The organism is Ruegeria sp. SATB027, from assembly GCF_059613825.1.
Window position 1 is genome coordinate 26413 of sequence record NZ_JBXWTH010000017.1, and the last position, 24748, is coordinate 51160.

Sequence of the window (24748 nt, forward strand, 5' to 3'; positions counted from 1 at the left end):
TCAGAAGAAGTGGGAAGCCCGAGTTATGGAATAATGCGGGTATATTTCGTGCCTTCCACGGTCGCACCGATTTGAAGCCCAGCCTGTCCGAAGATGGCGGCCAGAACGGGCGAGCGCAGTGTCGTTGTGTCTGTCGACAGGGAATCGCCCTGATCGCTAACCACATAGCCAATATCTGCTCCGGCTGTCCAACCACTGGAACGACGGAAATCGTTCAGGGCGTCTTCGGTCATGAAAAACAGAACATGCGCATATTGCTGCGCGCCGATCTGTAGCCCGGCCGTGCCCTTGACCGCCGAGTAGAAGTCAACTGTTGCACCGCTGATGCGCAGTGCGCCGCGACCGTAACCGCCACCGAACACGAAACCGGCTTCGGTAATCAGCGGCATGACCAGCATGCCGTTGGCCTTGTTCGCAATCTCAACCGTATTGGGATAGCGGCTGTACATCTCGGTCAGCGTTGCGTCGACACGGGCATCGATTGTTGCTGCGTTGGAATTGCCGACACCGTTGCCGCAGGCGGCGGTCAAGCTCAGACCTGCCATGCCCAAGGCAAAGCCGCGACGATTCAGTCGGGGGGAGTTGGAACTGCTCATGGTTTTATATCTCTGTAACTGTGCCTGATATGCCGGGTGATCCCGGTCTTGGCGGCAAGGATACGCCGATCAGGGCGATGTGTCACGGGAAAGCTGCCCGATCGGGCAATCTTATCGGCGAAATATCGCGAAACTTGCGGGCTTTACCCCTGCAGGATGCGCGCAACCTGAGGAGAGAAATAGGTCAGAATTCCATCGCAACCGGCGCGTTTGAAGGCCAGAAGGCTTTCCAGCATCACCTTCTCGCCATCGATCCAGCCGTTCTGGGCTGCAGCCTGGATCATCGCGTATTCGCCCGATACCTGATAGGCATATGTCGGCGCACCGAAACTGTCTTTCACGCGGCGGCAGATATCCAGATAAGGCATGCCCGGCTTGATCATCACCATATCCGCGCCTTCAGTCAGATCGCGTTCGATCAGGCGCAAAGCCTCGTCCGAGTTTGCGGGGTCCATCTGGTAGGTCTTCTTGTCGCCCGTCAGGGCCCCCGATGCGCCGACCGCATCGCGGAAGGGTCCGTAAAATGCACTGGCATATTTTGCGGCATAGCTGAGGATCATCACGTTGTGATAGCCTGCACCTTCCAGCGCGCGACGCATTTCCCCGATCCGGCCATCCATCATGTCCGACGGGCCGATGATATCCGCACCGGCGTCGGCCTGTGCCAGCGTCATCTTTACCAGTGCCTCGACGGTCTGGTCGTTGACGATTTCGCCGTCAACGACATATCCGTCGTGACCGTTGATGTTATACGGGTCAAGCGCCACATCCGTCATTACGGCAATGTCCGGAGCCGCTGCCTTGATTGCCCGAATGGCCCGGTTTGACAGGTTGTCGGGGTTCCATGCCTCGGCACAGTCTTCGGTTTTCAGCGCAGGGTCGGTGTAGGGAAAGAGGCAAATCGCAGGAATCCCAAGGGCCTGGGCCTCGACCGCCGCTTTGGCAATCAGGTCAACCGATCTGCGAACCACACCAGGCATCGAGGGCACGGGCTCTTCAATGCCTTCGCCTTCGCGTACGAAAACCGGCCAGATCAGGTCATCCGTTGTCAGAGTGTTCTCACGCACCAGCGCACGAATTGCCTGTGATTGACGGGCGCGGCGAAAGCGGGTCATGGGAAATGGGGCAATGGTCGGTTTCATGGCGCGTTCTCCTTGAACATTCGTGCATTGGGTGGCATGAATTCACAAAGGTCTCAAGGGTATCAATGGACGCGCGCCTAGATGGAACCCCCCTGAGTAGTGTGAATAAAGGGTTGGGTTTGGACTGGTACTCTTCGATCTTTGAACTCATCGATATGCGCAGCTTTTCGAATCTGTGGTTCTGGATCGTACTGGCGGTACTCTGGTCGTCGGCCAGCCACTGGGTGATGGGCATCCCATATGATCTGGTTGTCCGTGCCCGCCGGATCGGAGGTCAGGTTGAAACCGATCTGCTCGACATCGTTCGCATCCATACAAATCGGATTCTGCTGATTGTCGACATGTCTGGCACCATCCTTTTGGCGTTTGGGTGTTTTCTGTTCACCGGGATGGCCACGCTTGGGTTCTATTATGACGTCGAATTCGCGCAGGCCCTGTTTTTGCTTTTGTTCCCAATGACCTTGGTGCTTTTGGTCAATATCGTGCATGCAAGGCGTCTTCGGCGGCAGGAATTGACACTCGAAACTGTCTCAAAAACAATTTCCCGCTGCCGACTGTATACCCAGATCATCGGCATGATCTCGATACTGGTCACTTCGTTCTGGGGCATGTATCAGAACCTTTCGATTGGCGTTCTGGGATAGAAGATTCTGAAAGGCGAGGCGATGAAGGCTCCGAACCACGTGACAGTTGGCGGCGCCCCCGAAGGGTTTGACGCGCAGCTGGTGCTGAACGAGATTGCCCGCAGCAAGGGGCCGGTGGCCCATGTCGCACGCGATGACAAGCGGATGGAAGCGATGCGTTCCGCACTGGCGTTCTTTGCGCCTCAGATGCCTGTCTTTGTGTTTCCGGGCTGGGATTGCCTTCCTTATGATCGGGTCTCGCCCAATGCGGATATCTCGGCGGCGCGCGTGGCCACACTGGCGGCGCTGGTTCACCAGATGCCCCAACAGTATGTATTGCTGACCACGCTGAACGCCGCGACTCAACGCGTCCCGGCACGAGAAGTTTTGCGAGAGGCGGCGTTTACTGCCCGAGTTGGCCATCGCATAGATGAAACCGCTCTGCGAAACTTTCTGGTGCGTATGGGGTTCACACAAAGTCCAACGGTGATGGAACCCGGCGATTACGCCATCCGTGGCGGCATCATCGACATCTTCCCTCCGGGAGAGACGGGCCCGGTTCGGCTGGACCTGTTCGGTGACGTTCTGGACGGTGCGCGACGCTTTGATCCGGCGTCCCAGCGAACAACCGAAAAGCTGGACATCGTTGAACTTGCACCGGTGTCCGAAGTCATCCTGGACGAGGCCGCCATAACCCGGTTCCGTCAGAACTATCGCATCGAGTTTGGTGCCGCCGGTACAGATGACCCATTGTATGAGGCCGTAAGCGCGGGCCGCAAACATCAGGGGATCGAACATTGGCTGCCGTTCTTCCACGAAAAACTTGAGACGTTATTCGACTATTTGCCGGATGCGGTGATCACTGTCGATGATCAGGTGACGCCCGCGCGTCTGGCGCGTTGGGATACGATTGCCGATCAGTACGAAACCCGGCGACTGGCGCTGGAAAACCGATCCCGCATGGACACGGTCTATAAACCCACACCTCCGGGGTTGTTGTATCTTGACGATACCGCCTGGGAGGCGGCGGTCGCGGATCGTCGGGTTTTGCAGTTCAGCCCGCTGCCGCAAGCCTCTGGCCCCGGTGTCATCGATGCGGGCGGACGCATCGGGCGCAACTTTGCACCGGAACGCCAGCAAGAAAGCATCAGCCTGTTCGGTGCTTTGGCCAGTCACATCACTGCAAAGCTCGACAAAGGACCGGTGCTGATCGCCTCATATTCCGATGGCGCGCGGGAACGCCTGACCGGCCTGATCGAAGACGAAGGGTTGGCCGAGGCGATACATGTGGCCAATGGCACCCGCATTGGTAAACGCGGCTTGCACCTTGCCGTCTGGGCGTTGGAGCACGGGTTCGAAAGTCCTGATCTAACGGTGATCGCTGAACAGGATGTGCTGGGCGACCGGCTGATCCGTCAGCCCAAAAAGCGCCGCAAGGCCGAAAACTTTCTGACCGAAACCCAATCGCTCAGCCCCGGTGATCTGGTTGTTCACGTGGATCACGGCATAGGTCGTTACATGGGCATGGAGGTCGTCACCGCAGCTGGTGCTGCCCATGAATGCCTGTTGCTGGAATATGCCGAGCAGGCAAAGCTGTACCTGCCGGTCGAAAACATAGAATTGCTGTCGAAATACGGACATGACGAAGGTCTGCTGGACCGTTTGGGCGGCGGTGCATGGCAGGCAAAGAAGGCCAAGCTGAAAGAGCGCATCCGCGAGATGGCCGATAAGCTGATCCGCATCGCCGCTGAACGCGCGCTGCGCAAAGCCCCGGTCATGGATCCGCCGCCCCACGCGTGGGAGGAGTTCAGCGCGCGATTCCCGTATCAGGAAACCGAAGACCAGTTGCGGGCGATCTCGGATGTGATGGAAGATATCCATTCCGGCGTACCAATGGATCGTCTGATCTGCGGTGACGTCGGCTTTGGCAAGACCGAGGTTGCCATGCGTGCCGCATTTGTCGCAGCCATGTCGGGCGTTCAGGTTGCAGTTGTAGCGCCCACCACCCTGCTGGCCCGCCAGCATGCCGCGAGTTTCAGGGAACGCTTTCGGGGGTTCCCGATGGAGGTGCGGCAATTGTCACGCTTTGTTTCGGCGAAAGAAGCCCAAAAAACCCGTGACGGGCTGGCCCGCGGGACAGTGGACATCGTGATCGGAACGCACGCGCTTTTGGCCAAGAACATACGGTTCAACAATCTGGGGCTTCTGATCATTGACGAGGAACAGCATTTTGGCGTGGGTCATAAGGAACGGCTGAAACAGCTGCGCTCGGACATTCACGTGCTGACCCTGACCGCGACACCGATCCCGCGCACGCTGCAGCTGTCGTTGACCGGCGTGCGCGACCTGTCGATTATCGGAACACCTCCAATCGACCGACTGGCAATCCGCACCTATGTCAGCGAGTTTGATGCAGTCACAATCCGAGAAGCGCTGCTGCGTGAACACTATCGTGGGGGGCAAAGTTTCTATGTTGTACCGCGCATCTCGGACCTGCCTGAGATCGAAGAATTTCTGAAAGATCAACTGCCTGAGCTCACTTACGTGGTTGCCCATGGCCAGATGGCAGCGGGTGAGCTCGATGATCGGATGAACGCGTTTTATGACGGCAAGTACGATGTGCTGCTGGCCACAACAATCGTCGAAAGCGGTTTGGACATCCCGACCGCAAACACGATGGTCGTGCACCGTGCGGACATGTTTGGCCTTGCCCAGCTCTATCAAATCCGGGGGCGCGTTGGGCGCTCGAAAACCCGTGCTTATGCTTACCTGACCACCAAACCGCGCCAGAAACTGACTGCTGCCGCCGAAAAACGCCTGCGTGTTCTGGGCTCGCTGGACACGTTGGGGGCCGGCTTTACTTTGGCCTCGCAGGATCTGGACATACGTGGTGCGGGCAACCTGTTGGGTGAAGAACAATCCGGCCAGATGCGCGATGTCGGCTATGAGCTTTACCAATCCATGCTGGAAGAGGCGATTGCCAAGATCAAAGCCGGCGAGATGGAGGGGCTGTCGGATGCAGACGATCAATGGGCCCCGCAGATCAATCTGGGTGTGCCGGTTCTGATCCCCGAGAACTATGTGCCAGATCTGGATGTGCGCCTGGGGCTCTATCGCCGCCTGTCATCGCTGTCGACAAAGGTCGAACTGGAAGGCTTTGCTGCGGAATTGATTGACCGTTTTGGCAAATTGCCGAAGGAGGTGAATACCTTGATGCTGGTTGTGCGGATCAAGGCCATGTGTAAACGCGCAGGGATCGCAAAGCTCGACGGCGGACCGAAAGGCGCGACCATCCAGTTTCACAATGACAAATTCGCTTCGCCGCAGGGACTGGTTGAGTTCATTCAAAATCAACGCGGTATGGCCAAGGTCAAAGACAACAAGATCGTCGTGCGCCGGGACTGGAAAAAAGACAGCGACAAGATTAAAGGGGCTTTTGCAATTGCCCGCGATCTTGCTGAAAAAGTGGTCGCCGCGCAGAAAAAGGTTAAAGCAGGTTGAGATGTGGGAGGGGGCTCTGCCCCCGCTGCGCGTTCCGCGCATCTCCCCCGGGATATTTACGGCCAGATGAAGAAGCGGATCCCTGCTTCATCTGGCTAAAAATATCCCCGCCGGAGGCATCGTGTGTCAGCACGATCAAGACATTTTAGCTACGCATTGCCGCCTGCGCACAGAAGCAGGACGCAGCTACCATTCGGTCGGCGCGGGCCAACGCCTGGTCGAGCCGCTGTTTGATCTGCAGGACTTCGACCTGTTCGCTGCGTGCCTTGAGGCAATCGTAAAGGCCCTTCAAACTCCATACGTTGTCAGGATGTATCGAGGCGCGACTTAGCGTGCCGCCCAAACCCAGATCTTCACGATAGACGTTTTCAGCTTCGGACAGCCGTCCTTGTTCGAAAAGAAGCGCCCCAAGCGCGTGGCGGGTCGGCTGCATCCATCCCCAGGGTTCGTCATAGGGCAAGGTATCGTCCAACTCGACCGAGCGGCGCAGATGGGCAAAAGCGATTTCACAGTTGCCCTTGCGGTACTCGATCTCACCGCGCAGCATTTCCCGCGCAATTTCCAGCAGGTCAATCACACGGTTGTTGTGCAGCCTGCGTGTTTCCGGAACGCATTCCTTGGCAGCAAGGAACAGATTTTCTTCGGCCTCGGCATTGGCGATATTACCGGTTGCTGCATGAGCGATGGCGCGCGCGTAGTGCGTTGTGGCGGTCAGAGTGCGGAACAGGTCAGGATCTGAGGGCAGTTTCAGTGCCTTAGCCTCGTCCCAGCGGCCAAACCGGATCAGGATGTGAGGGCCCATGGACATGTAGCTTTCGAAGTAATCGGCCATCGGGGGGCTTTCGATGCGCAGCAATTCTTCGGGCGTTGTATCCCACAATCCCTGATTTGCACGTAGGGCGGGTTCGATCTGTCCAAGAAAAAGCGCACCGTAGATGGCAAAGTGATAATTGTGCTGGCGATAGCCTGTGTAAATTTTGAACGCGCCTTCGCGTTCGTAATACTTCTGGTCGGCTTCCGAGGCTTTTTCGTTCCAGTGCACAACGTTGTGGTAATGTCCGCAGAGCACATCGATATGTGTCGGCATATGTACCAAGTGGCCTGCATCCGGAACCAATGTGCGCAGGATATCCCCTGCTTTCAGGGCTTTTTCTGGTGTTGGAGACATCTCCATCAGATGAACATAGAGGTGCAGCAGGCCCGGGTGAGACATCGCAGACGGATCGTTCGCCATGGCCCATTCAAGCGCATCTTGCGCTTCCTTCGTTGCCGCGCCCTGGGCGGGTTGACCCGTTTCCAGATCCCACATTTTCCACGGTGTCAGGTTCAGCAGTGCTTCGACATAGATGGTACGCAAGTCAAGGTGGTCCGGGTGCGCCGCAAATGCCGCGCGCATCGCGTCGGCAAAACCGTGGTCCCATTGGTGCATGTCCTCAACCGGACCGCGTTGCGGGTAACGCGCAGGCAAGGCCTGAATTAAGGCCTGTTCGACGGCAGTGCATCCTGCGAGCAGGCTAAGAGCTTTCTGCATCGCGTCGTAAGCCCGTGACAACGCTTCTTCCCGACCTCTCTCATCCAGCAGGTCCCAGGGGAGGTTGTAGTTTGGTCCGGCGGCATACGCGACACCCCAATGGGCCATCGCGCAGTTCGGATCATGCTCGGCCGCGCGTTGGAAACAGACAACCGCTTCTTCGTGGTTGTAGCCGTATGTCCAGTTCAGCCCTCGGTCGAACCACAGCTGAGCTTCGGGACTGGAAGTGGAAACTGGGCAGGAATAGCTGCCCAGATCGTAATAATCGTTCATCGCAGTTCCTCCCGTAAGTTCAGGGTAGGATAGCGTGATTCACCCGCAATTCACAGGTCAGGCAGGCAGCCTTTCTTCGATGCGACCCATGTGGATCATCAGGCCAAACGCCAGAACGCACATACTCAGGATGCCAATTGTTAAAGGCGCGATGGACCCGTTGAACAGAAGCCCGATCGGGGCGGCGATTGCCGCGGCCAGTACGGTTGAAATCGACCCGACAACCGACGCGGCCATGCCCGCGATGTGGCCCATGGGTTCCATGGCAATGGCATTCAGATTGCCGATGGTTACACCAGCCATGAAAAAGACCATCGTCTGCCAGAAGACAAACAGGGCAAATGACATATCGGGCGAAAGGTTCGCCATGTTCAGGATGATGACGACAGACGTGATGGCAATCTGCGCGCCGAAGGCAAAAGTCACCATCCGGCGCATCCCGACACGCACCACCAAAGCCGCGTTCAAAAGGCTGGCCGAACCTGACATCAGGGCGACAAATCCGAACCAGAAGGGAAAGCTGTCGGCCCGATCATGGATCACATCATAGACCGGTTGCACCATAGTCAGCATGGTGAACAAGGTCCCCATGCACAAGGTTTGCACGAAGATAGACAAGCGCACAGTGGGATGCGCAAACATTTCGTTCACAGCCGCAATCATCAGATGCAGACGGAAGGGACGGCGGTTCTCGACGGCCAGAGATTCGGGAAGTCGTGTGCTCATCCACAACACGACGATCAGAGCAAACAGGATAAAGGACACGAAGATCCCGCGCCAACCGAAGAGAACGATAACACCAGCGCCCAGCATCGGAGCCGCTGCTGGTACCAACGTAAAGATCATCATGGCAATCGAGATGATGCGTGCCATTTCCCGGCCCGAATACAAGTCACGCGTGATGGCCATCGCCACGACACGTGGCCCGGCAGCGCCCAGACCCTGCACAACACGCGCAATCAGTACCAGTTCCAGCGAAGAACTGGCCCAGGCAACAGCCGAAGCCGCAATGTACAAAAGCGCACCGCAAAAGATCACTGGCTTGCGCCCCAGCGCATCCGATAGCGGGCCGGTAAAGAATGTACCGATACCCATTCCCAGAACGAAGGATGTCAAGATCAGTTGGGCGCGATTGACGTCATCAGGGCTAAGCTGCGCGCCGATTTCAGGCAGGGCGGGCAGCATTGAATCGATCGAAAACGCGATAGTGGCGAACATCATTGCGATCAGCGCAATGAATTCCGCCTTCGACATGCGGTTGGCCATGAAGCACTCCTAACCTGTTCGCGCTATCATGGCGGGTCAGGTTAGACCAGACTGGAAATTCGCACAGACCTCTGTGCTATTCTGCAGGATAAGTGTCAAGTTGAGACATGATTTCAGCGATCACTTTCTCCCACATTTCAGGCGGTTGAGCACCCGGAACGGCATGTTGATTGGCAACAATGTAGGTCGGGACCGAGCTGACGCCCATTTCACGAGAATGAGTATCGCGGTTGCGAATATCCTCGCGATCAGCGTCGGATTTCAGCAGCTTCATGACCACCGCAGCGTCCATTCCGGCACTGTCTGCGATGTCGGACAGGACCTCGGGGTCGCCGATATCGCGGGCCTGAACGAAGTAGGCATCGAATAGCGCATCGACGACAGCATTCTGTTTGCCTTCGATCCCGGCCCAATGGATCAGGCGATGTGCATCCAGAGTATTGGGTGTGCGTTTCATGCCTTCGAAGTCGATCTTCAGACCAGCGTTTTCAGCGTGTTCAACCACGGGCGCATAAGCACGTACGGCACCGTCCTTGCCACCGAACTTGCGTTCCAGATATTCGCGACGATCCATACCTGCGTCCGGCATATCAGGGTTCAACTGAAACGGATGCCATTCGATGACAAAAGGGTGCTCGGGCACATTGGCCAATGCTTTGTCCAGATGCGTTTTGCCGATATAGCACCACGGGCAGATCGGATCGGACAGGATGTCGAGCTTGACGGTCTGGGTCATGTGGCTGGTGCCTCGAAATAGGCCGGCAACGCCCGGCGCAGGAGTTTGCCATTGCCACCGGTGGGCAGCGCAGACAGGTGGATGAAGGCGCGTGGTTGTTTGTAACGTGCCAAGTTTGCCTCGACATAGGTGCGCAGGGCTGCATCGTCCAGCTTTTCCGGGCCGGTATAGAAGGCTGCTATCACAAATGTGTCCGGTTTGACCTCGACCGCGGCCGCGCCGACCTGCGTGATGCCGGGAAAACGGGACAGGGCGGCTTCGACCTCGACCGGGGACACGCGGTAGCCTCCGGCATTCATCATGTCGTCGTCCCGGCCCAGATAACTGATCTGGCCGTCCACTGCCATTGCCCCTTGATCTCCGGTCAGGAACCATTCGCCTTGCATCCGGGTTTCAACTTCATCCGGTGCATTGAGGTAGGTCAGCATCAATCCAGCGTCAGACCGATGAATGGCGATGGTGCCTTCTTGCCCCTGCGGCACCGGGCCGTCCGGGCCCAGAATGGCCACGCGACGACCCGGTTGCGGGTGCCCCAATGCGTCGCCGCGTGCGGGATGGGCCGGGCTGGAGGATATGAAGGTCGAGCATTCGGACATACCATAGGCTTCGAACAATTCCGTACCGGTGGCGCTTAACCATTTCTCGTGCAGGGCGCGCGAAAGCTTTTCCCCCGCGCATAAACCGTGGCGCAGGTCAGGTAAGCTGATTTGCTCATACTCTTGCACCAATTTGCGAAAGACCCCCGGTGCCGCCGCAAAGATCGTTGCGCGATGCTGGTGAAGCAGAGCGGGCAGGGCGGAGATGTCCGTGCCCGGTTCCGGGATCAAGGCGGTTGCGCCGATGGTCCACGGGTCCATCAGACCGGTGCCAAGTGTATAGGTCCAGTTGAACGCTCCGGCGTGACACAGCCGATCGGACGTGCGCAGACCATACCAACCATCGACCATCAACTGCCGCGCCCAGATTGCCCGATGGGCATGGGCCACGGCGCGCGGACTGCCCGAGGTTCCCGAGGTGTAGACGACATATGCCATGCGCTCGGGGTCGCCCAGGTCATAGCTGGCCGGGGGCAAATGGCGCATGGCCTTCAGTTCATCCAACTCGATCTGTCTGGGATGAGGCGCGCATGAGACAGCGGGATCACGAAGAACCGCAGCCGGGGACAGATCGTCGATCATTCTGGCGGTTTCGGGTTCCGTCAGTTGCGACGATGTCGGCACCGGAATGATACCCACTGAAATCGCGCCCAGATAGGCAATCGGGAAATCCACCGTATTGCCGAGCCGCATCAGAACGGTATCGCCGGGTGTCAGACCTGATTGCAGCAACCCCGCGCCTGTGCCCAACACGGCAGATCGCAGGTCGCGATAGGTCCAGTCCTGCGCGCCGTGGGGCATTAGTACCGACAACGCCACTTTGTCAGGGACCTGATCGGCACGGCCAAGGACATGCGCTGCCAGATTGAAGGGTGCTGGGCAGGGCACGGGTGCCCCCTGATCGAAGACAGATAACATGGCCATTGGCTAACGCGGTGTCTGGCGCGTTGCAAGCGCGGCTGGCCAAGCCTATAGAGAATGGCATGAGCACCCAAGACCCCAAATCCCTGATCCGAATTGCCCGCGATTCCGGCGATCACACCGAAGTTGAACCGCTGGACCTTGGCGCGCGCGTGCGCGAATTGCGAAAAGCGCGGAAATGGACGCTGGAGCAGGCCGCCAGTCAGGCCGGTTTGGCCCGTTCGACGCTCAGCAAGATCGAGAACGGGCAGATGTCACCTACCTATGACGCGCTCAAAAAGCTTGCGGTTGGGTTGGAAATCTCGGTGCCTCAGCTTTTCACACCGCCGCAGCGGGACCAGGTCATCGGACGGATGGCGATTACCCGGATGGGCGAAGGGGCGGCCCACGCGACAACGACCTACGAGCATGAGTTGCTGGCCGAAACCCTGACCAAGAAGCACATGCTGCCCTACCGTGCGCGGGTTCGGGCGCGGTCCATGGACGAATTCGACGGCTGGGTGCGCCACGATGGCGAAGAGTTCATGTATGTTCTGACCGGTGTTGTCCGGCTTTATACCGAGTTCTACGAGCCGGTTGAAATGCGCAGGGGTGACAGCGCCTATTACGATGGCAGCATGGGCCACAACGTAATCTCTGTCAGCGACGAAGACGCGACAATCCTTTGGGTCACATCACTTGCTTAGCGACGCGCGGCAGAATTCTCTGTTCAGACCTTCGGTGAACAGGAAATCTTCGACCTCCTCATGAGCTTCGTTCATGGTTAACTGGTGACGCTCTGCCAGATAGGCTTCGAACCCTTTACGGTCTTTTGATACGCGCATCATGTCCTGGTCACGCAAATTCGGAAAACGCCGCTTTGCACGTGCGTAGGCCGCATTCCAGTCTTGTGTCAGATCCGTCCAGTTCATCATGTATGAGCTTTCCTTATGTAGCGATTAGGACTGCTCTCCCCCTCTTTAGGGTACGTAATGGGTGCCGTTAGGGAAGACATGACAAAATGTCGCAGCATGTCTCTGCATTCCTTTTACAAGATTGTGCCTCTGCAATACCTGCCGCAACAAGGCGGCAGGCTCGAAACCGTTGAAAGTACCTGCGGATCAGGAGACCTGTTTGGTGCGGAACCGGGTATTCCCGGCGCGCAGGTTGCAAAGGCGACCTCCATCTTTGGGCAATGTCTAACTACCGCAATTCAATGCAGCTTTTGACGTTGACCGAAGCAGGCTGAAGGAGGGTCTCATGGGATCGACCGGCATCCGATATGGCCTGCATGTGAGGCTGCGACCTGCTGTCGCCAAACGTAGACCTGAGTGTGATGGCCATGTGCTGAATTCCGCCGACAGGCGTAGTTCTTCGGGGCCAATCGTGCAGGAAGCGTAAAGGAATCGCGTATTTCAAGGGGTCCGCCAACACCCCGCGGTGAACAGCCGGTGTCGTGCAAAGCCCGGCTGTCCTGATGTTCAAGTGATTACCTGGCGTCGTACCACCACACTTCCGGCATGTATTGTGGTCCGTCGCCATAGATTGGCACTGTCTCAGGGAACTTGAGCTCGCGGATGTGGGCAATCCGCCCGACATCAAAACTCCAGATCGGGATGACATAGCGACCAGCCGTCAGAACCCGGTCAAGTGCGCGGGTTGCAGCAGTGAAATCTTCACGTGTTTCCGAAACAAGCATGACGTCAATCATCGCATCAACAGCGGGCGAGGCCACGCCCATCAGGTTGCGTGTACCGGGTGTGTCCGCGTTCTCGCTTCCCCAATACAAACGCTGTTCGTTGCCGGGAGACAGTGAAAGAGCACGCCGGAAGGGCGTAACATCAAAATCCAGTTCCCCGGTGCGCCCTACATACTGCGCGTTGTCGACCTGCTCCGTCGTAACCTGAATGCCAAGCCGTTCCAGAGCGCGGGAATAAATCTCGACCACCGACGCCATCTCGCTATCCCCCTGCTGTAGCAAGACCGTCATTTTGAACGGGTCACCATTCGTGTTGCGCAGGACCCCGTCCTGAACGGTCCAGCCCGCTTCGGTCAGCAGTTTGGTGGCTTTGCGGATGTTTGCGCGGTTGCGGGCTGAACCGTCGCCCTTCGGCAGTTCATACCCTTCCAGCGTGCCGGGGATCAGATCCGAGGCAAAGGGTTCCAGCAGGGCTTTTACCTGCCCTTGGGCCGGTCCGGGCTGCATGGCCAGATCTGAGCCCGAGAAGTAGGACGTAATCCTTGGCTGCGCCCCACCAGTGATCGTGTCGTTGATGAATTCGAAATTGAAGGCCAGCGTCAGGGCCTCGCGAACGCGCCAGTCGTTAAACGGGGCTTTGCGGGTGTTCATCACGAACCCGGTCATGCCTGACGGTTTGCCATGCGGTATCTCGGTCTTGATGACATCACCGCGCTGAACGGCGGGGAAGCTGTATTGCGTGTCCCATTTGTCGCCGTTGAACTCACGCACCGCTGACAGCTCACCAGCTTTGAAGGCCTCGAACAGAACGCTGCCGTCGCCGTAGAACTCGATCCGCATTTCATCCAGATTCATGGTACCGCGACGGAACGGGATATCCTGCCCCCAATACTCAGGGTTGCGACGAAGGTTCACATAGCGCCCCGCCTCGTAGCTATCGATCACATAGGGACCGGTGCCGATTGGGACATCGTGCAAGGCGGCGTCGGCAAAATCCTTGTCCTGCCACTGCGCCTTTTGCAGGATCGGACGCATCCCTGCGAGCAGGGCAAGTTCGCGATCAGGCACGTTGAAAGTAATCCGAACCGAACGCGGGCCGGTCTGTTCGATCTTGTCGATTTTGTCCCAAAAACCGCGATAGCGCAGATGCCCCTGAGTGCCGAGCGTCTCATATGACCAAATCACGTCGTCAATCGTGACCGGGCTGCCGTCAGAAAACCGGGCCTCTTCCCGCATGGTAAATTCAACCCACGACCGGTCCGGCGCCGTCTCAACTGATTCGGCTAACAGCCCGTAAAGTGTGAAAGGTTCGTCCCAGGATCGCCCCATCAGGCTTTCATGGGTCCAAAATGGCAATTGCCAAGGCGAGGTGCCTTTTTGCAAAAACGGGTTCAGGCTGTTATAGCCGCCGGTATTTCCGAAAACGACTTTGCCGCCTTTGGGGGCATCGGGGTTGGCATAGGGTAGGGACACAAAATCCGGTGGTAGGGCCGGGTCCCCATACATAGCTATGCCATGTGACGATTCTGCATGGGCGACAGAGATCATGAAAATGCTTGCGATTCCCGCCACAAGTGGTCGAAACGGTCGGTGAAAATCCGGGCTCATTTTGGAAACAATCCTGCTCTGGCCTTATTTTGTTGGGATTCACCGTAGTGATGATTTTTCATATTATCAAACTTTTAGCTTGGACGAAGGCGTGGAATTGCTTATAAAGGATGCACTGCTCGATAGGTTTCTTGCCTGTATGAAACCTGCCTCAATAACTTAACGCCCGCTTCGTGCGGGCGTTTTTTTTGGCTGCTTGAGAAGTGTCAGGCTGGGATTTCAGGCAGGTGTGTTTCCCCGTTTTCTTTGCAGGTGCAGCATGGCATTGTGCACCAAATCATCGCTTCAGGGAGAACGGTCATGAGCCTTTCCGGCAAAACAGCAATTATCACGGGGTCTAATTCTGGCATCGGGCTAGGGGTCGCGCGCGAGCTGGCGAAGGCCGGAGCAGATGTCGTCCTGAATTCCTTTACGGACCGTGACGAAGATCATGCGCTGGCCGCTGAGATTGCCAAAGAGACCGGAACCAACGCGCGTTACATCAAGGCGGATATGTCAAAAGGCGAAGAGTGCCGGGCGCTGATTGAGCAGGCCGGAGCTTGCGACATACTTGTGAACAACGCGGGCATTCAGTTTGTTTCCCCGATCGATCAGTTTCCGGCGGAAAAATGGGACGCGATTATTGCGATCAACATGAACTCGGTCTTTCACACGACCGCTGCCGCACTGCCGATGATGCGCAAGGCGGGTTGGGGTCGTATCGTGAATATCGCCTCGGCCCACGGCCTGACGGCGTCGCCATTCAAGGCAGCCTATGTTGCCGCCAAGCACGGGGTGGTGGGGATGACCAAGACCGTTGCGTTGGAAACCGCGCAAGAACCTATCACCTGCAACGCCATTTGCCCGGGCTATGTGCTGACACCCCTGGTCGAGGCCCAAATCCCGAACACGATGAAAGAATACAATATGAGCCGCGAGGAGGTTGTAAAAAACGTGCTTCTGGAACGGCAACCTTCCAAGGAATTCGCCACGGTTGAGCAACTGGGCGGGACAACCATTTTCCTGTGCTCGGACGCGGCGGCGCAGATCACGGGAACCACGATTTCTGTCGATGGCGGCTGGACCGCCTTGTGATTGGCCTTGGGGGCGCTGCCCCCAAACCCCCGGAGTATTTCTGAAAAGATGAAGGGTGAGGGTGGTGATACGGATCAATCTGGCTTTGCAGGGCGGCGGTGCGCATGGGGCATTCACCTGGGGTGTGCTTGACCGACTGCTGGATGAGGAAGACATCGAGGTAGCCGCGATCACCGGAACATCCGCCGGTGCGTTGAACGGTGCGGCGTTCAAATCGGGGATGGTTCATTCAGGACGTGAGGGTGCGCGCGCGCAACTGGACGGGCTTTGGAGGCGTATGGGTGCGATTGGAGACATGCGTATAGCCAATTGGTTTCGCGGGTTGGAACCGGCCGCAATCGCGCAGGCGATGGAATATTCGGTGCCGTTTTCAATCGGTGATGCCTGGTCGCGGATGGTGTCGCCTTATGCCTATGGTCCATTCTACAGCAATCCGCTGGAGCCGGTGGTGGACAGGTTCAATTTTGCGGAAGTATGCGCCGATGCGGGACCCCGCCTGTTTGTGTGCGCCACCTGCGTGAGAAGTGGAAAAATCCGCGTCTTTACTGGCGAGGAGGTCTCGACAGATGCCATTCTGGCTTCGGCTTGCCTGCCGACCCTGTTCAAGGCAGTCGAGATATTTGATCCAAATACGAACCGGGTCGAAGCCTACTGGGATGGCGGTTATACTGGTAATCCGGCGCTCTATCCGCTGTTCAACAATGACCTGCCGGATGATGTAGTGATCGTGAATATCAACCCGTTGGAACGCGACGCGGTGCCGGTCACACCGCAACAGATCCAGAACCGGATCAACGAGATCAGCTTCAACTCATCCCTGTTTCGCGAATTGCGGGCAATCAGCTTTGTTCAACGGCTTCTGAAAGAGGGCAAGCTGAAGGCCGGGGACATGAGCCGCGTTCTGGTGCATATGATTGCGGATAACGAGTTGATGAGCAGCCTGTCTGTTGCCACCAAAACCGTGCCCAACCCGGTTATTTTGCACAAGCCGAAACAGGCGGGGCGGGCGGCAGCGGATCGTTTTCTGACCAAGCACAAGAGTGATCTGGGCCAGACCAGTACAGTCGATCTGCCGACCATGTTCGGTTAATCACTCGGGCGGTTGCGTAGGGTCTTTTTCGTTGGGATAAACGAGCCCGGCCGAGATCACCAGTTTCGCGGCATCCTCAATTGTCATGTCCAACAAAATTACGTCTTCCGCCGGGAAAAACAGCAAAAAGCCCGAGGTCGGGTTGGGGGTGGTCGGAACAAAGACGCTGAGCAGCTCTCCTCCGGTCTCTGCGCGTTTGCTGATTTCGCCCCTGGCGGTTGTCGAGACAAACCCAATGGCCCAGATCCCGCGGCGGGGGTACTGGATCAGGCATGCCTTTTCAAAGGACCGTTCGGTTTGGGCAAATACTGTTTCCGAGATTTGTTTGATCCCGGAATAGATCGAGCGGACGACCGGCATCCGATCTACCACGCTTTCGGCGAACAGGATCAGGGACCGGCCCAGAATGCCTTTGGCGATCCACCCTACAATCACGGTAAAGATCAGGAAGATCACGACGCCCACACCGCGCAGGTTGATACCAACGTATTGTTCCGGTTGGAACTGATGAGGCACCAGTGGCAAGACGGCACTGTCGATCCAGCCGACTACCGACCAAATCAGCCAAACCGTCAGCCAGACCGGTGCAATGACGACGAGGCCGGTCAGGAAAGATGCGCGCAGCCGTGCCAGCATGCCAGGGCGGCGATGATGCGGTTCTTCGTCGAACGGTGTATTCATCTTGGTTCCGAGTGGTTATCGGGATTTAGGTAGTCAATCGGTATCCATGGCACAATAGGCTTGCGTTATCCCTGTTCTGCCAGTGCCCGTGCAATCGCCGCAGCAAGGCGCGCGTTGTTGCGCACGAGGGCAATGTTGGCGGTCAGCGAACGTCCGTCGGTCTTTTCAAAGATACGTTGCAGCAGATAGGGCGTCACATCTTTTCCGGTGATCCGATGCGCATCTGCATCAGCCTGTGCCTCGGCGATGATGGGGGCCAGTATTTCGGAGGGGATCTGATCCGCGATCGGGATCGGGTTCGCCACAAGCTGCCCGCCGGGCAGGCCCAACGCGCGACGCGTTGCATGGGCCTTGGCGATAGCCTCAGGAGTGTCCATGCGCAGGGGGGCAGCATAGGGTGATTTTGCAGACCAGAAGGCAGGAAACGCATCCTGACCATGGGCGATGACAGGCACCCCCAGCGTTTCCAGAACCTCAAGAGTTTTGGCCAGATCAAGGATGGCCTTGGCCCCGGCTGCGACGACGGTGACTGGTGTATGGCCAAGTTCGTGCAGATCAGCCGAGATGTCGAACGTGGTTTCGGCGCCCTGATGCACGCCGCCGACGCCGCCGGTGGCAAATACCTCGATCCCGGCATAATGCGCGGCGATCATGGTGGCGGCGACGGTTGTGGCTCCGGTACCACCGGTCGAAATGCAGGCCGCCATATCCGCGCGCGAGATTTTGGCAACGCCTTGCGCCTGACCCAGCCATTGCAACTGGTCAGGCTCGAGCCCCACATGCAATTTGCCTTCAATCACCGCCATGGTCGCCGGAACCGCCCCCGCATCGCGGATGTCCTGTTCGACCTGCACCGCAACTTCGACGTTTTGCGGGTAGGGCATGCCATGGGTGATGATGGTGCTTTCCAGCGCAACGATGGGATGATCCGCGTCCTTGGCAGCGCGGACCTCGGCTGAATATTGAATGTCAATCACAGTGGGGTTTCTCCAGAAACGTAGGTTGCTGCGGCATGCAGAGCGCGGGTCAGAGCCTCATCACTCGATGCGCCGCCGGATTCTGAGGCGATATGAGCCGCCATGAAGGTATCCCCGGCGCCGGTCACACGGGTGACCAGAACGGAGGGGGGTGTTTGGGTCAGAATTTCGTCCGAACTGCCGACCGTGGCCGAGCTGCCGCCATCGGTGACCAGCACGCGCAGTGCGCCACGATCCAGAAGGCCCTTTGCGGCGGATTCAGAATTGGTGAACTCGCGCTGGCACAATATTCCTGCCTCTTCGAGGTTCACATAAAGCGTGGCGCGGGCATGTTTCAGGAAGGGCAACAGGCGCTCGGCCTTGCCGGGCGAGGCCGGGGCAACACGCAGATCGGCACGGGCAAATGCAGGGCTTTGGGCGATTTCTTCCAGCAGGTTCAGGGTCAGGTTGCCGTCAAGCGCAATGGGCCCCTCAAAGGGCGTGTTTTCATAGCCAAGCGGGCCGTGCATCAGCGGACGCAGAATCTTAGCGCCAGCGGCTTCCAGCGAATGCGCATCGGCAATGGCCGCGATCAACCCGTTGGCACCTTCGACGGCCATATATCGGTCGGTTGGTAGGTCCTGCGAGCGATAGATGTGATCCGTGATCATACCGAGGCGGGAACAGGCATGAATCAGCTCGTCGCCCTCGGGGTCGCGGCCAATGGCGGTCAGCAGGGTTGGCGTCATACCAAAACGCACCAGCGTCATGGCTATGTTCATCGCAACACCACCCGGCAGGCGGGTAATCCGGCCTGGCACGTCCGAGCCTTGCCGCATGGCACTGGCCGATCGTCCGATCACGTCCCACAGGACCGAACCGATACACAGGATATTACTGTTCTGAGTCATAAAGGACGTCATGCCGCAGCGGTGATGCCCATGCAAGTCAGAACGTTACCGCAATCAGAGATTTACGGTGCACAGGTCCGATATGCCCTTTGGGCTTGCGATCTGCGGCCTTCGCGGGAACAATCGAAAGCAATGATTGGTGATTTGATTTTCCTGTTGGAGCTTTTCGTATGAATGGCCCTGTTTTCCGCGCCATCTTTCGAACCCTCAAAACCTGTGTCCTGAGTTTTTTTGTTCTTGTAGTTATGCATCCCGGATCCGGCAGAGCGCAATCCGCCCCGCCGACCGTCGTTGATTTCTGGGTCAAGTCCGACACTCTGTTTCTAGAGTTGAAATGGAATGCCGAGGCCATGTTAACCGGGAACAATCCCGCGCAGCCCGCTGTGTTTTCCGACGATCCAAACTACACATCCTTGCGACGACTGGTTTCCTCTGAGCTGGAACCCCAGATCAGAGAGTTCGTTCAGCTCTGGAAACATAATCTTATCGTGGAGGCACCAGAGCGATTGAGTTTATCTTATGAAGGTGTGCGTATTCCTGTTGTGGGAGAAACGGAGAAAGTGCGGGTTTCCAAACTGTTACTGACTGCTCCTTTGCCCGATCAGGCGTCAAACCTGCGTCTGATCTGGCCGTCAGAAAGCGGAGCCATCGTTCTGCGACAGCAAAATGTCGCGGCGCCATACACCGGGTATTTGGCTGCCGGTGAAGCCAGCCCGCTGATCCCCTTGCAAGGCGGGGCGTCTCTGACAACGCAACAAACATTGCAGACATATTTCACAAAAGGGGTCGATCAGTTTCTCCGAAACCCAATTAAGCCATCCATTCTTGTTTTGGCGCTAGTGTTTCTGTCTTTGAAATTGCGCCCAGTGGTATCTCAACTGGTGTTCCTGTCAGCGGGCGCTCTGATCGGGCTTGGGCTGGGTTTGTATGGCGTATTGGATGCAGGAAAAGTGAGCGAGGCCCCGGTTCTGGTGGCTTCGACCATCGTTCTGGCGCTGTGGAACCTGGTTGCCCGGCGATTGCAGGTCTGGCGTTTGCTGGCCGTTCTCGCCATTGGCGGTCTTCAAGGTCTGGTATTTGCGTCGGCCCTGATCGGCATCGGGGTGCCGCCAGATCATCTGCCTCCGGCCATCTTGGGCTTTGGCGCCGGGAATATTCTGCCGCTTGTTGTTGTAGCCTTTTCCGGGCTTGCTCTGGCGCTTTTGTTTTCTGGCGGCTCACACCGTAAACGAGGCCGGGTATCGGTTCTGGCCTCGATGCTGATTGCAGGTGCCGGTGTCTACTGGATAGTCGAGCCTTGGGTGCAGGGTTAAGGCAACGCGGCCAGCAGCGTTTTCAGTGCGCCAAGCGGATCGTCACTGCCCCAGATCTCATCGCCGATGCCAAAGAAATCGGTGCAGGGGGCCAGATCACGGATCAATTCGGGCGTCAACCCACCTTCGGCCACAACCGGAACCTCGATCATCTCTGACCACCATTGGAACAGGTCCTTTTCGGCGCGGGTCCCGTCCCTCAGTTTGGCCGAGCCGACAGGACCGAAGGCCACATAATCCGCTCCGTTTTCACCAGCAGTCATGCCATCATGGCTGGACGCGCCGCAAAAGCTTCCGACGATTGCATCGGCGCCCAGTTCCTTGCGCGCGGTGCGGACCGAGCGTGCAGCATCATCCAGGTGTACCCCGTCCAGCCCCAGACGCTGCGCCAGCAATACATGGTTCGAGATCACGATGGCCACGTCGCGCGAATGGGCGACTTCGCGACAAGCGTCCGCTGCACGGGCGATGGTATCTTCGTCGCTTCCGGCCAAAGCGAGGCGGATACAGGCAATCTCGACCCCGTCCAGCACAGTCGCCAGCTTGTTCGTGAACGTGCTCAACTCGATGGTCGGAGGCGTGATCAGGTAAATCTGCGGCTGCTCGGGGGTGTCCATGGGCGCGTCCTTCGGCTTTCAGTCTTTGGCGCGGTTTAGCGGATTGCGGCTGGGAAGCAAACTTTTATGGATCAGAGCCTGCAAATAACGCCCCTGCGCCTTGCCCTGCAAGAGCCTGCCAATTACAGCAGGCCAAGTTTTCTTAAGGTGAGCCATGCCCAGCGACAAACCCCAGCCTTCCTTCGTGCTTGTGCGCCCGCAAATGGGTGAAAACATCGGTGCTGCTGCGCGGGCGATGTGGAACTTTGGGCTTGACCGGATGCGTATCGTGGCCCCGCGTGACGGCTGGCCGAACCCCAAAGCGGTGGCAATGTCCAGCGGCGCAGGGCGCTTGCTGGATGAGGCGCAGCTGTTTGACGACTTGGCCGGGTCGCTGGCCGACAGCACGTTTGTTTTCGCCACGACAGCCCGTCAGCGGGGCTTGACCAAACCTGTCTACAGCCCAGAACACGCAATGAAGATTGCCGCCGGAAAGATCGCGGCAGGCGAGAAGGTTACCGTTCTGTTCGGCCCTGAACGCGCGGGGCTAGAGAATGAAGACATCGCCAAGGCCAACGCGATCATCTCGGTGCCGGTAAACCCGGAATATGCTTCGCTGAACCTTGGTCAATGCGTATTGCTGACCGCCTATGAGTGGATGCGCCAGACCGGGGATGTGGTGCATGAATCGACCGATCTGGGCAAAGGTGACTGGGCCACTGGGGTCGAGGTCGAAAAACTTGTCGAGCATTACGAGGACAGGCTGGAGGAGGCGGGGTTCTTCTACCCTCCCGAAAAGGCCGAAGGGATGAAGGTTAACCTGCGCAACCTGTGGTCGCGGATGCGTATGACACGGGCCGATGTGCAGATGTTGCACGGGATCATGCGTCAGATGGTCCGCTGGAAGGATAAAGGCTGAGGCTGGACCTATCTTCACCCAAGCCCTAGCTTGCGACAAAATCAGGACATGAGGACAGCATGAGCGGTAAGCGCAGCATCTTCGAAGAGGTCACGGACACCAAAAAACAACAGGCGGTTCAACCCGGTATGATCGACCGGGGGCGCGGCGGCGCGCGCAATGCGATCCGCGTCTGGCTGATGATCCTGTTTGCTCTGGTCGTTGTGATGATCGCGGTTGGCGGCTTGACGCGCCTGACTGACAGCGGCCTCTCGATCACCGAATGGCGCCCGATCACCGGAGCTTTGCCGCCGATGACCGAAGCGGACTGGCAGGCAGAGTTCGACAAGTACAAGCAGATTGACCAATGGCGCATCCAGAACCAGTGGATGGAACTGGGTGATTTCAAATCCATCTATTGGTGGGAATGGGGCCATCGTCAGTTGGGCCGCATGATCGGTCTGGTCTGGGCCGCTGGATTTCTGACCTTTCTTCTCACCCGCAAGATCCCGACAGGGTGGACGGGAAAGCTGATCGTTCCGGGTCTTCTTGGCGGTCTGCAGGGCGCTGTTGGTTGGTGGATGGTGGCCTCGGGCGTCACCCAGGGTGAAGGCATGACGGCTGTTGCAAGTTACCGTCTGGCAACGCATTTGGGGCTGGCTTTTGTGATCCTGGGAGCGCTGGCCTGGTACATCTTTGAACTCGGCCGGGAAGAACGTGACCTGATGCAGGCGCGCCGGGCCAAAGAGGTCAGGCTGTTTTCATTGTCCACAGGGCTGATGCACTTCGCCTTTTTACAAATACTCATTGGCGCGCTTGTCGCCGGGATCGACGCCGGGCGGTCTTACACCGACTGGCCGCTGATGGGAGGGCAGTTGCTTCCACCGGATGCGACTATGTTGGAGCCGATGTGGCGAAACTTCTTTGAAAGCCCTGGTCTGGTACAGTTCATCCACCGGTGTGCAGGGTATCTGCTGTTCATCTTCGCCGTTGTCGCCTGGCGACGTGGCAGCGGCAGCGCGCATCCGCAGACGCGTTTTGCCTTCAACGCTGCTTTCGCCGCGCTTTCGTTACAGGTCGTCGTCGGCATCGTGACCGTGGTTTACGGCGCGCCATGGCAAGTCGCTATCTTCCACCAGTTTATGGCCGTCATCGTTTGGACGCTGATCCTGCGCGCGCGGTTCCTCACGGCTTATCCAATCGCAACATCTGTGCGCGGAGTTTGAAATTATGACCGCTTTCAATGAACTGATGACCTTTCAGCGGGAAACTTCGGCTTTGGGCCAGATCGCCGGTCGGCTTGGCTGGGATCAGGAAACCGTCATGCCGCGCGGCGCAGCGCCACAGCGCGCCGAAGAAATGGCAGCTATCGAATCTGTCCTGCACGCACGTCGTTCTGATCCTCGTGTTGCCGAATGGCTGGATCAGGCCGCGCCTCAGGATGAGGTCGGCAAGGCGCAGATTCGTGAAATCCGGCGCGCATATGATCGCGCGGTGAAGGTGCCTGCAGATCTGGCGACGGCGATTGCCCGTGTGACATCCGCTGCGCAGGGAAAGTGGGCGCAGGCGCGCGCGGACGAAGATGTCACGGCCTTTCTTCCGGTTCTGGAAGAAGTCGTGTCGCTGAAACGACAGGAAGGCGAGGCGCTGGCGCAAGGGGGCGACGTATACGACGCCATGGTCGAGGATTACGAGCCTTACACGACCAGCGCACAGATTGCGGATATCTTCGACCAGATGCGCCCACGACTGGTGGCCCTGCGCGCCGCTGTGCTGGAGCGGCCCGAGCCAGCTGCCCTGAACCGCAGTTTTGATGAGCAGACCCAGATGCGTCTGACACAAAAACTGGCGGTCGCCTTTGGCTATGACCTGAACAATGGTCGCGTGGACAAGGCGGTTCACCCGTTTAGTTCAGGCAGTGGTTTTGACGTCCGCATCACCACGCGAACCAGCGAAACAGACCCGTTCAATTGTTTCTATTCCACCATTCACGAGGTGGGCCACGCCGCCTATGAACAGGGGATCGACAGGAAATACCTGCTGACACCGCTCGGGTCTGGTGTGTCGATGGGCGTGCATGAAAGTCAAAGCCGGATCTACGAAAACCAGTTGGGTCGGTCGCGGGCCTTTACCGGTTGGTTGTTCGAACAAATGAAAGAGGCGTTCGGCGATTTCGGCATTGCCGATCCGGATGCGTTTTATGCGACGGCCAACCGCGTCCATAACGGCTATATCCGCACCGAGGCGGATGAAGTTCAATACAATCTGCACATCATGCTGCGGTTTGATCTGGAACGCGCGCTGATGGCCGGAGACTTGCAGGTCGGCGATCTGGAAGCCGCCTGGAATGATCGGTTCAAGGCAGATTTCGGTTATGCGGTCGACAAGCCCTCGAACGGTTGTTTGCAGGATGTGCACTGGTCGGTTGGGCTGTTCGGTTACTTCCCGACATACTCGCTGGGCAATGTCTATGCTGGGTGCCTCTATCAGGCGTTGCGCGGTTCAGAGCCCGATCTTGATGCGCAACTGGCTCGCGGCGACACCACCGGCGCAACCGGCTGGTTGCGCGAGCATGTGCAGCAGCATGGCGGCCTTTATGCACCGCGCGAGGTGATTGCCCGTGCTAGCGGCATCGAGCCCGGACCGGACCCATTGCTAAGCTATCTCGAGACCAAGTTCGGCGCGCTTTACGATTTGTGAGTTTCCGAATTGCAGCTCAGGCGTTAGAATCGGTGCACCGATACCATCGCCTGGGAGG

21 protein-coding genes are annotated in these 24748 nt (G+C 57.8%); 9 read left to right on the forward strand and 12 right to left on the reverse strand.

The annotated features are described in order from the left end of the window. Positions 1-23 precede the first annotated feature (23 nt). Both AC2FPW_RS02120 and hemB read right to left on the reverse strand, forming a co-directional pair. Positions 24-596, reverse strand: coding sequence for a lipid-binding SYLF domain-containing protein (locus AC2FPW_RS02120; protein WP_209503773.1), 573 nt, complete (start codon positions 594-596; stop codon positions 24-26). A gap of 143 nt (positions 597-739) precedes the next feature. After that, positions 740-1738: a porphobilinogen synthase gene (gene hemB / locus AC2FPW_RS02125; RefSeq protein WP_480485484.1), complete on the reverse strand. Its 999-nt coding sequence runs from the start codon at positions 1736-1738 to the stop codon at positions 740-742. Positions 1739-1857: 119 nt separating this feature from the next. On the opposite strand from hemB, the gene AC2FPW_RS02130 reads away from it, so the two are divergent. After that, positions 1858-2382 (forward strand): component of SufBCD complex, encoded by a 525-nt coding sequence (locus AC2FPW_RS02130; protein WP_480486469.1) that lies wholly within the window; start codon positions 1858-1860, stop codon positions 2380-2382. A 21-nt stretch (positions 2383-2403) separates the two neighbouring features. Next, positions 2404-5862 carry a transcription-repair coupling factor gene (gene mfd, locus AC2FPW_RS02135; protein WP_496812415.1) on the forward strand — a complete coding sequence of 1153 codons (3459 nt, stop codon included), beginning with the start codon at positions 2404-2406 and terminating at the stop codon, positions 5860-5862. 145 nt (positions 5863-6007) lie between these two features. Here mfd and AC2FPW_RS02140 read toward each other — a convergent pair whose 3' ends face one another. From AC2FPW_RS02140 to AC2FPW_RS02155, 4 genes are all read right to left on the reverse strand, one after another. Next, the gene (locus AC2FPW_RS02140) at positions 6008-7666 is read right to left on the reverse strand and encodes a tetratricopeptide repeat protein (protein WP_496812416.1); all 1659 of its coding nucleotides are present in this window, start codon (positions 7664-7666) and stop codon (positions 6008-6010) included. Between the two features lie 57 nt (positions 7667-7723). Then, a complete protein-coding gene (locus tag AC2FPW_RS02145) occupies positions 7724-8932 on the reverse strand; it encodes a multidrug effflux MFS transporter (protein ID WP_496812417.1) in 1209 nt (402 codons plus the stop codon). A 76-nt stretch (positions 8933-9008) separates the two neighbouring features. After that, positions 9009-9668 carry a DsbA family oxidoreductase gene (locus tag AC2FPW_RS02150; protein WP_480584548.1) on the reverse strand — a complete coding sequence of 220 codons (660 nt, stop codon included), beginning with the start codon at positions 9666-9668 and terminating at the stop codon, positions 9009-9011. After that, a complete protein-coding gene (locus AC2FPW_RS02155) occupies positions 9665-11182 on the reverse strand; it encodes a class I adenylate-forming enzyme family protein (protein ID WP_496812580.1) in 1518 nt (505 codons plus the stop codon). The genes AC2FPW_RS02150 and AC2FPW_RS02155 overlap by 4 nt, the downstream gene beginning before the upstream one ends. A 65-nt stretch (positions 11183-11247) precedes the next feature. Here AC2FPW_RS02155 and AC2FPW_RS02160 point away from each other — a divergent pair, with 65 nt between their 5' ends. Further along, positions 11248-11871, forward strand: coding sequence for a helix-turn-helix domain-containing protein (locus tag AC2FPW_RS02160; RefSeq protein WP_209503779.1), 624 nt, complete (start codon positions 11248-11250; stop codon positions 11869-11871). On the opposite strand, the gene AC2FPW_RS02165 is transcribed toward AC2FPW_RS02160, so the two are convergent. Both AC2FPW_RS02165 and AC2FPW_RS02170 read right to left on the reverse strand, forming a co-directional pair. After that, a complete protein-coding gene (locus tag AC2FPW_RS02165; RefSeq protein WP_209503780.1) occupies positions 11860-12099 on the reverse strand; it encodes a hypothetical protein in 240 nt (79 codons plus the stop codon). The two genes, AC2FPW_RS02160 and AC2FPW_RS02165, sit on opposite strands and share 12 nt — an antisense overlap. Positions 12100-12653: 554 nt before the next feature. Next, positions 12654-14471, reverse strand: a complete 1818-nt coding sequence (locus AC2FPW_RS02170) for an extracellular solute-binding protein (RefSeq protein WP_496812419.1) — start codon at positions 14469-14471, stop codon at positions 12654-12656. Positions 14472-14771: 300 nt separating this feature from the next. On the opposite strand from AC2FPW_RS02170, the gene AC2FPW_RS02175 reads away from it, so the two are divergent. Together AC2FPW_RS02175 and AC2FPW_RS02180 are read left to right on the forward strand one after the other, a co-directional pair. Further along, positions 14772-15545 carry a 3-hydroxybutyrate dehydrogenase gene (locus AC2FPW_RS02175; protein ID WP_496812420.1) on the forward strand — a complete coding sequence of 258 codons (774 nt, stop codon included), beginning with the start codon at positions 14772-14774 and terminating at the stop codon, positions 15543-15545. 61 nt (positions 15546-15606) lie between these two features. Further along, on the forward strand, positions 15607-16635 hold the full coding sequence (locus AC2FPW_RS02180; protein ID WP_496812581.1) for a patatin-like phospholipase family protein: 1029 nt from the start codon (positions 15607-15609) through the stop codon (positions 16633-16635). Here AC2FPW_RS02180 and AC2FPW_RS02185 read toward each other — a convergent pair whose 3' ends face one another. From AC2FPW_RS02185 to AC2FPW_RS02195, 3 genes are all read right to left on the reverse strand, one after another. Continuing rightward, a complete protein-coding gene (locus AC2FPW_RS02185) occupies positions 16636-17316 on the reverse strand; it encodes a DUF502 domain-containing protein (RefSeq protein WP_267365243.1) in 681 nt (226 codons plus the stop codon). A gap of 65 nt (positions 17317-17381) precedes the next feature. After that, the gene (locus tag AC2FPW_RS02190; RefSeq protein WP_496812421.1) at positions 17382-18293 is read right to left on the reverse strand and encodes a pseudouridine-5'-phosphate glycosidase; all 912 of its coding nucleotides are present in this window, start codon (positions 18291-18293) and stop codon (positions 17382-17384) included. Beyond that, positions 18290-19183, reverse strand: a complete 894-nt coding sequence (locus AC2FPW_RS02195; protein WP_496812423.1) for a PfkB family carbohydrate kinase — start codon at positions 19181-19183, stop codon at positions 18290-18292. Before AC2FPW_RS02195 ends, AC2FPW_RS02190 begins: the two co-directional genes overlap by 4 nt. Positions 19184-19353: 170 nt before the next feature. Between AC2FPW_RS02195 and AC2FPW_RS02200 the strand changes: the two genes are divergently transcribed. Beyond that, positions 19354-20496, forward strand: coding sequence for a HupE/UreJ family protein (locus AC2FPW_RS02200; protein ID WP_496812424.1), 1143 nt, complete (start codon positions 19354-19356; stop codon positions 20494-20496). Here the strand turns inward: AC2FPW_RS02200 and AC2FPW_RS02205 are convergent. Next, positions 20493-21113, reverse strand: a complete 621-nt coding sequence (locus tag AC2FPW_RS02205; protein WP_267366340.1) for a thiamine phosphate synthase — start codon at positions 21111-21113, stop codon at positions 20493-20495. The genes AC2FPW_RS02200 and AC2FPW_RS02205 overlap by 4 nt on opposite strands. 154 nt (positions 21114-21267) lie before the next feature. On the opposite strand from AC2FPW_RS02205, the gene AC2FPW_RS02210 reads away from it, so the two are divergent. From AC2FPW_RS02210 to AC2FPW_RS02220, 3 genes are read left to right on the forward strand one after another with little or no spacing between them, the layout of a single operon-like run. Further along, positions 21268-22011 carry an RNA methyltransferase gene (locus tag AC2FPW_RS02210; RefSeq protein ID WP_267366342.1) on the forward strand — a complete coding sequence of 248 codons (744 nt, stop codon included), beginning with the start codon at positions 21268-21270 and terminating at the stop codon, positions 22009-22011. A 59-nt stretch (positions 22012-22070) separates the two neighbouring features. Continuing rightward, entirely contained in the window at positions 22071-23216 is a 1146-nt protein-coding gene (ctaA, locus tag AC2FPW_RS02215; protein WP_496812425.1) for a heme A synthase, read from the forward strand. 4 nt (positions 23217-23220) lie between these two features. After that, positions 23221-24690: a carboxypeptidase M32 gene (locus tag AC2FPW_RS02220; protein ID WP_496812426.1), complete on the forward strand. Its 1470-nt coding sequence runs from the start codon at positions 23221-23223 to the stop codon at positions 24688-24690. The last annotated feature ends 58 nt before the right edge of the window (positions 24691-24748 follow it).

Coding starts and splice junctions, on each gene's coding strand:
- AC2FPW_RS02160 (WP_209503779.1), top strand. CDS start 11,248: ATGAGCACCCAAGACCCCAAATCCCTGATCCGAATTGCCCGCGATTCC.
- AC2FPW_RS02170 (WP_496812419.1), bottom strand. CDS start 14,471: ATGAGCCCGGATTTTCACCGACCGTTTCGACCACTTGTGGCGGGAATC.
- AC2FPW_RS02205 (WP_267366340.1), bottom strand. CDS start 21,113: ATGGACACCCCCGAGCAGCCGCAGATTTACCTGATCACGCCTCCGACC.
- AC2FPW_RS02195 (WP_496812423.1), bottom strand. CDS start 19,183: ATGACTCAGAACAGTAATATCCTGTGTATCGGTTCGGTCCTGTGGGAC.
- AC2FPW_RS02200 (WP_496812424.1), top strand. CDS start 19,354: ATGAATGGCCCTGTTTTCCGCGCCATCTTTCGAACCCTCAAAACCTGT.
- ctaA (WP_496812425.1), top strand. CDS start 22,071: ATGAGCGGTAAGCGCAGCATCTTCGAAGAGGTCACGGACACCAAAAAA.
- AC2FPW_RS02210 (WP_267366342.1), top strand. CDS start 21,268: ATGCCCAGCGACAAACCCCAGCCTTCCTTCGTGCTTGTGCGCCCGCAA.
- AC2FPW_RS02175 (WP_496812420.1), top strand. CDS start 14,772: ATGAGCCTTTCCGGCAAAACAGCAATTATCACGGGGTCTAATTCTGGC.
- mfd (WP_496812415.1), top strand. CDS start 2,404: ATGAAGGCTCCGAACCACGTGACAGTTGGCGGCGCCCCCGAAGGGTTT.
- AC2FPW_RS02120 (WP_209503773.1), bottom strand. CDS start 596: ATGAGCAGTTCCAACTCCCCCCGACTGAATCGTCGCGGCTTTGCCTTG.
- AC2FPW_RS02165 (WP_209503780.1), bottom strand. CDS start 12,099: ATGATGAACTGGACGGATCTGACACAAGACTGGAATGCGGCCTACGCA.
- AC2FPW_RS02150 (WP_480584548.1), bottom strand. CDS start 9,668: ATGACCCAGACCGTCAAGCTCGACATCCTGTCCGATCCGATCTGCCCG.
- AC2FPW_RS02140 (WP_496812416.1), bottom strand. CDS start 7,666: ATGAACGATTATTACGATCTGGGCAGCTATTCCTGCCCAGTTTCCACT.
- hemB (WP_480485484.1), bottom strand. CDS start 1,738: ATGAAACCGACCATTGCCCCATTTCCCATGACCCGCTTTCGCCGCGCC.
- AC2FPW_RS02185 (WP_267365243.1), bottom strand. CDS start 17,316: ATGAATACACCGTTCGACGAAGAACCGCATCATCGCCGCCCTGGCATG.
- AC2FPW_RS02145 (WP_496812417.1), bottom strand. CDS start 8,932: ATGGCCAACCGCATGTCGAAGGCGGAATTCATTGCGCTGATCGCAATG.
- AC2FPW_RS02220 (WP_496812426.1), top strand. CDS start 23,221: ATGACCGCTTTCAATGAACTGATGACCTTTCAGCGGGAAACTTCGGCT.
- AC2FPW_RS02155 (WP_496812580.1), bottom strand. CDS start 11,182: ATGTTATCTGTCTTCGATCAGGGGGCACCCGTGCCCTGCCCAGCACCC.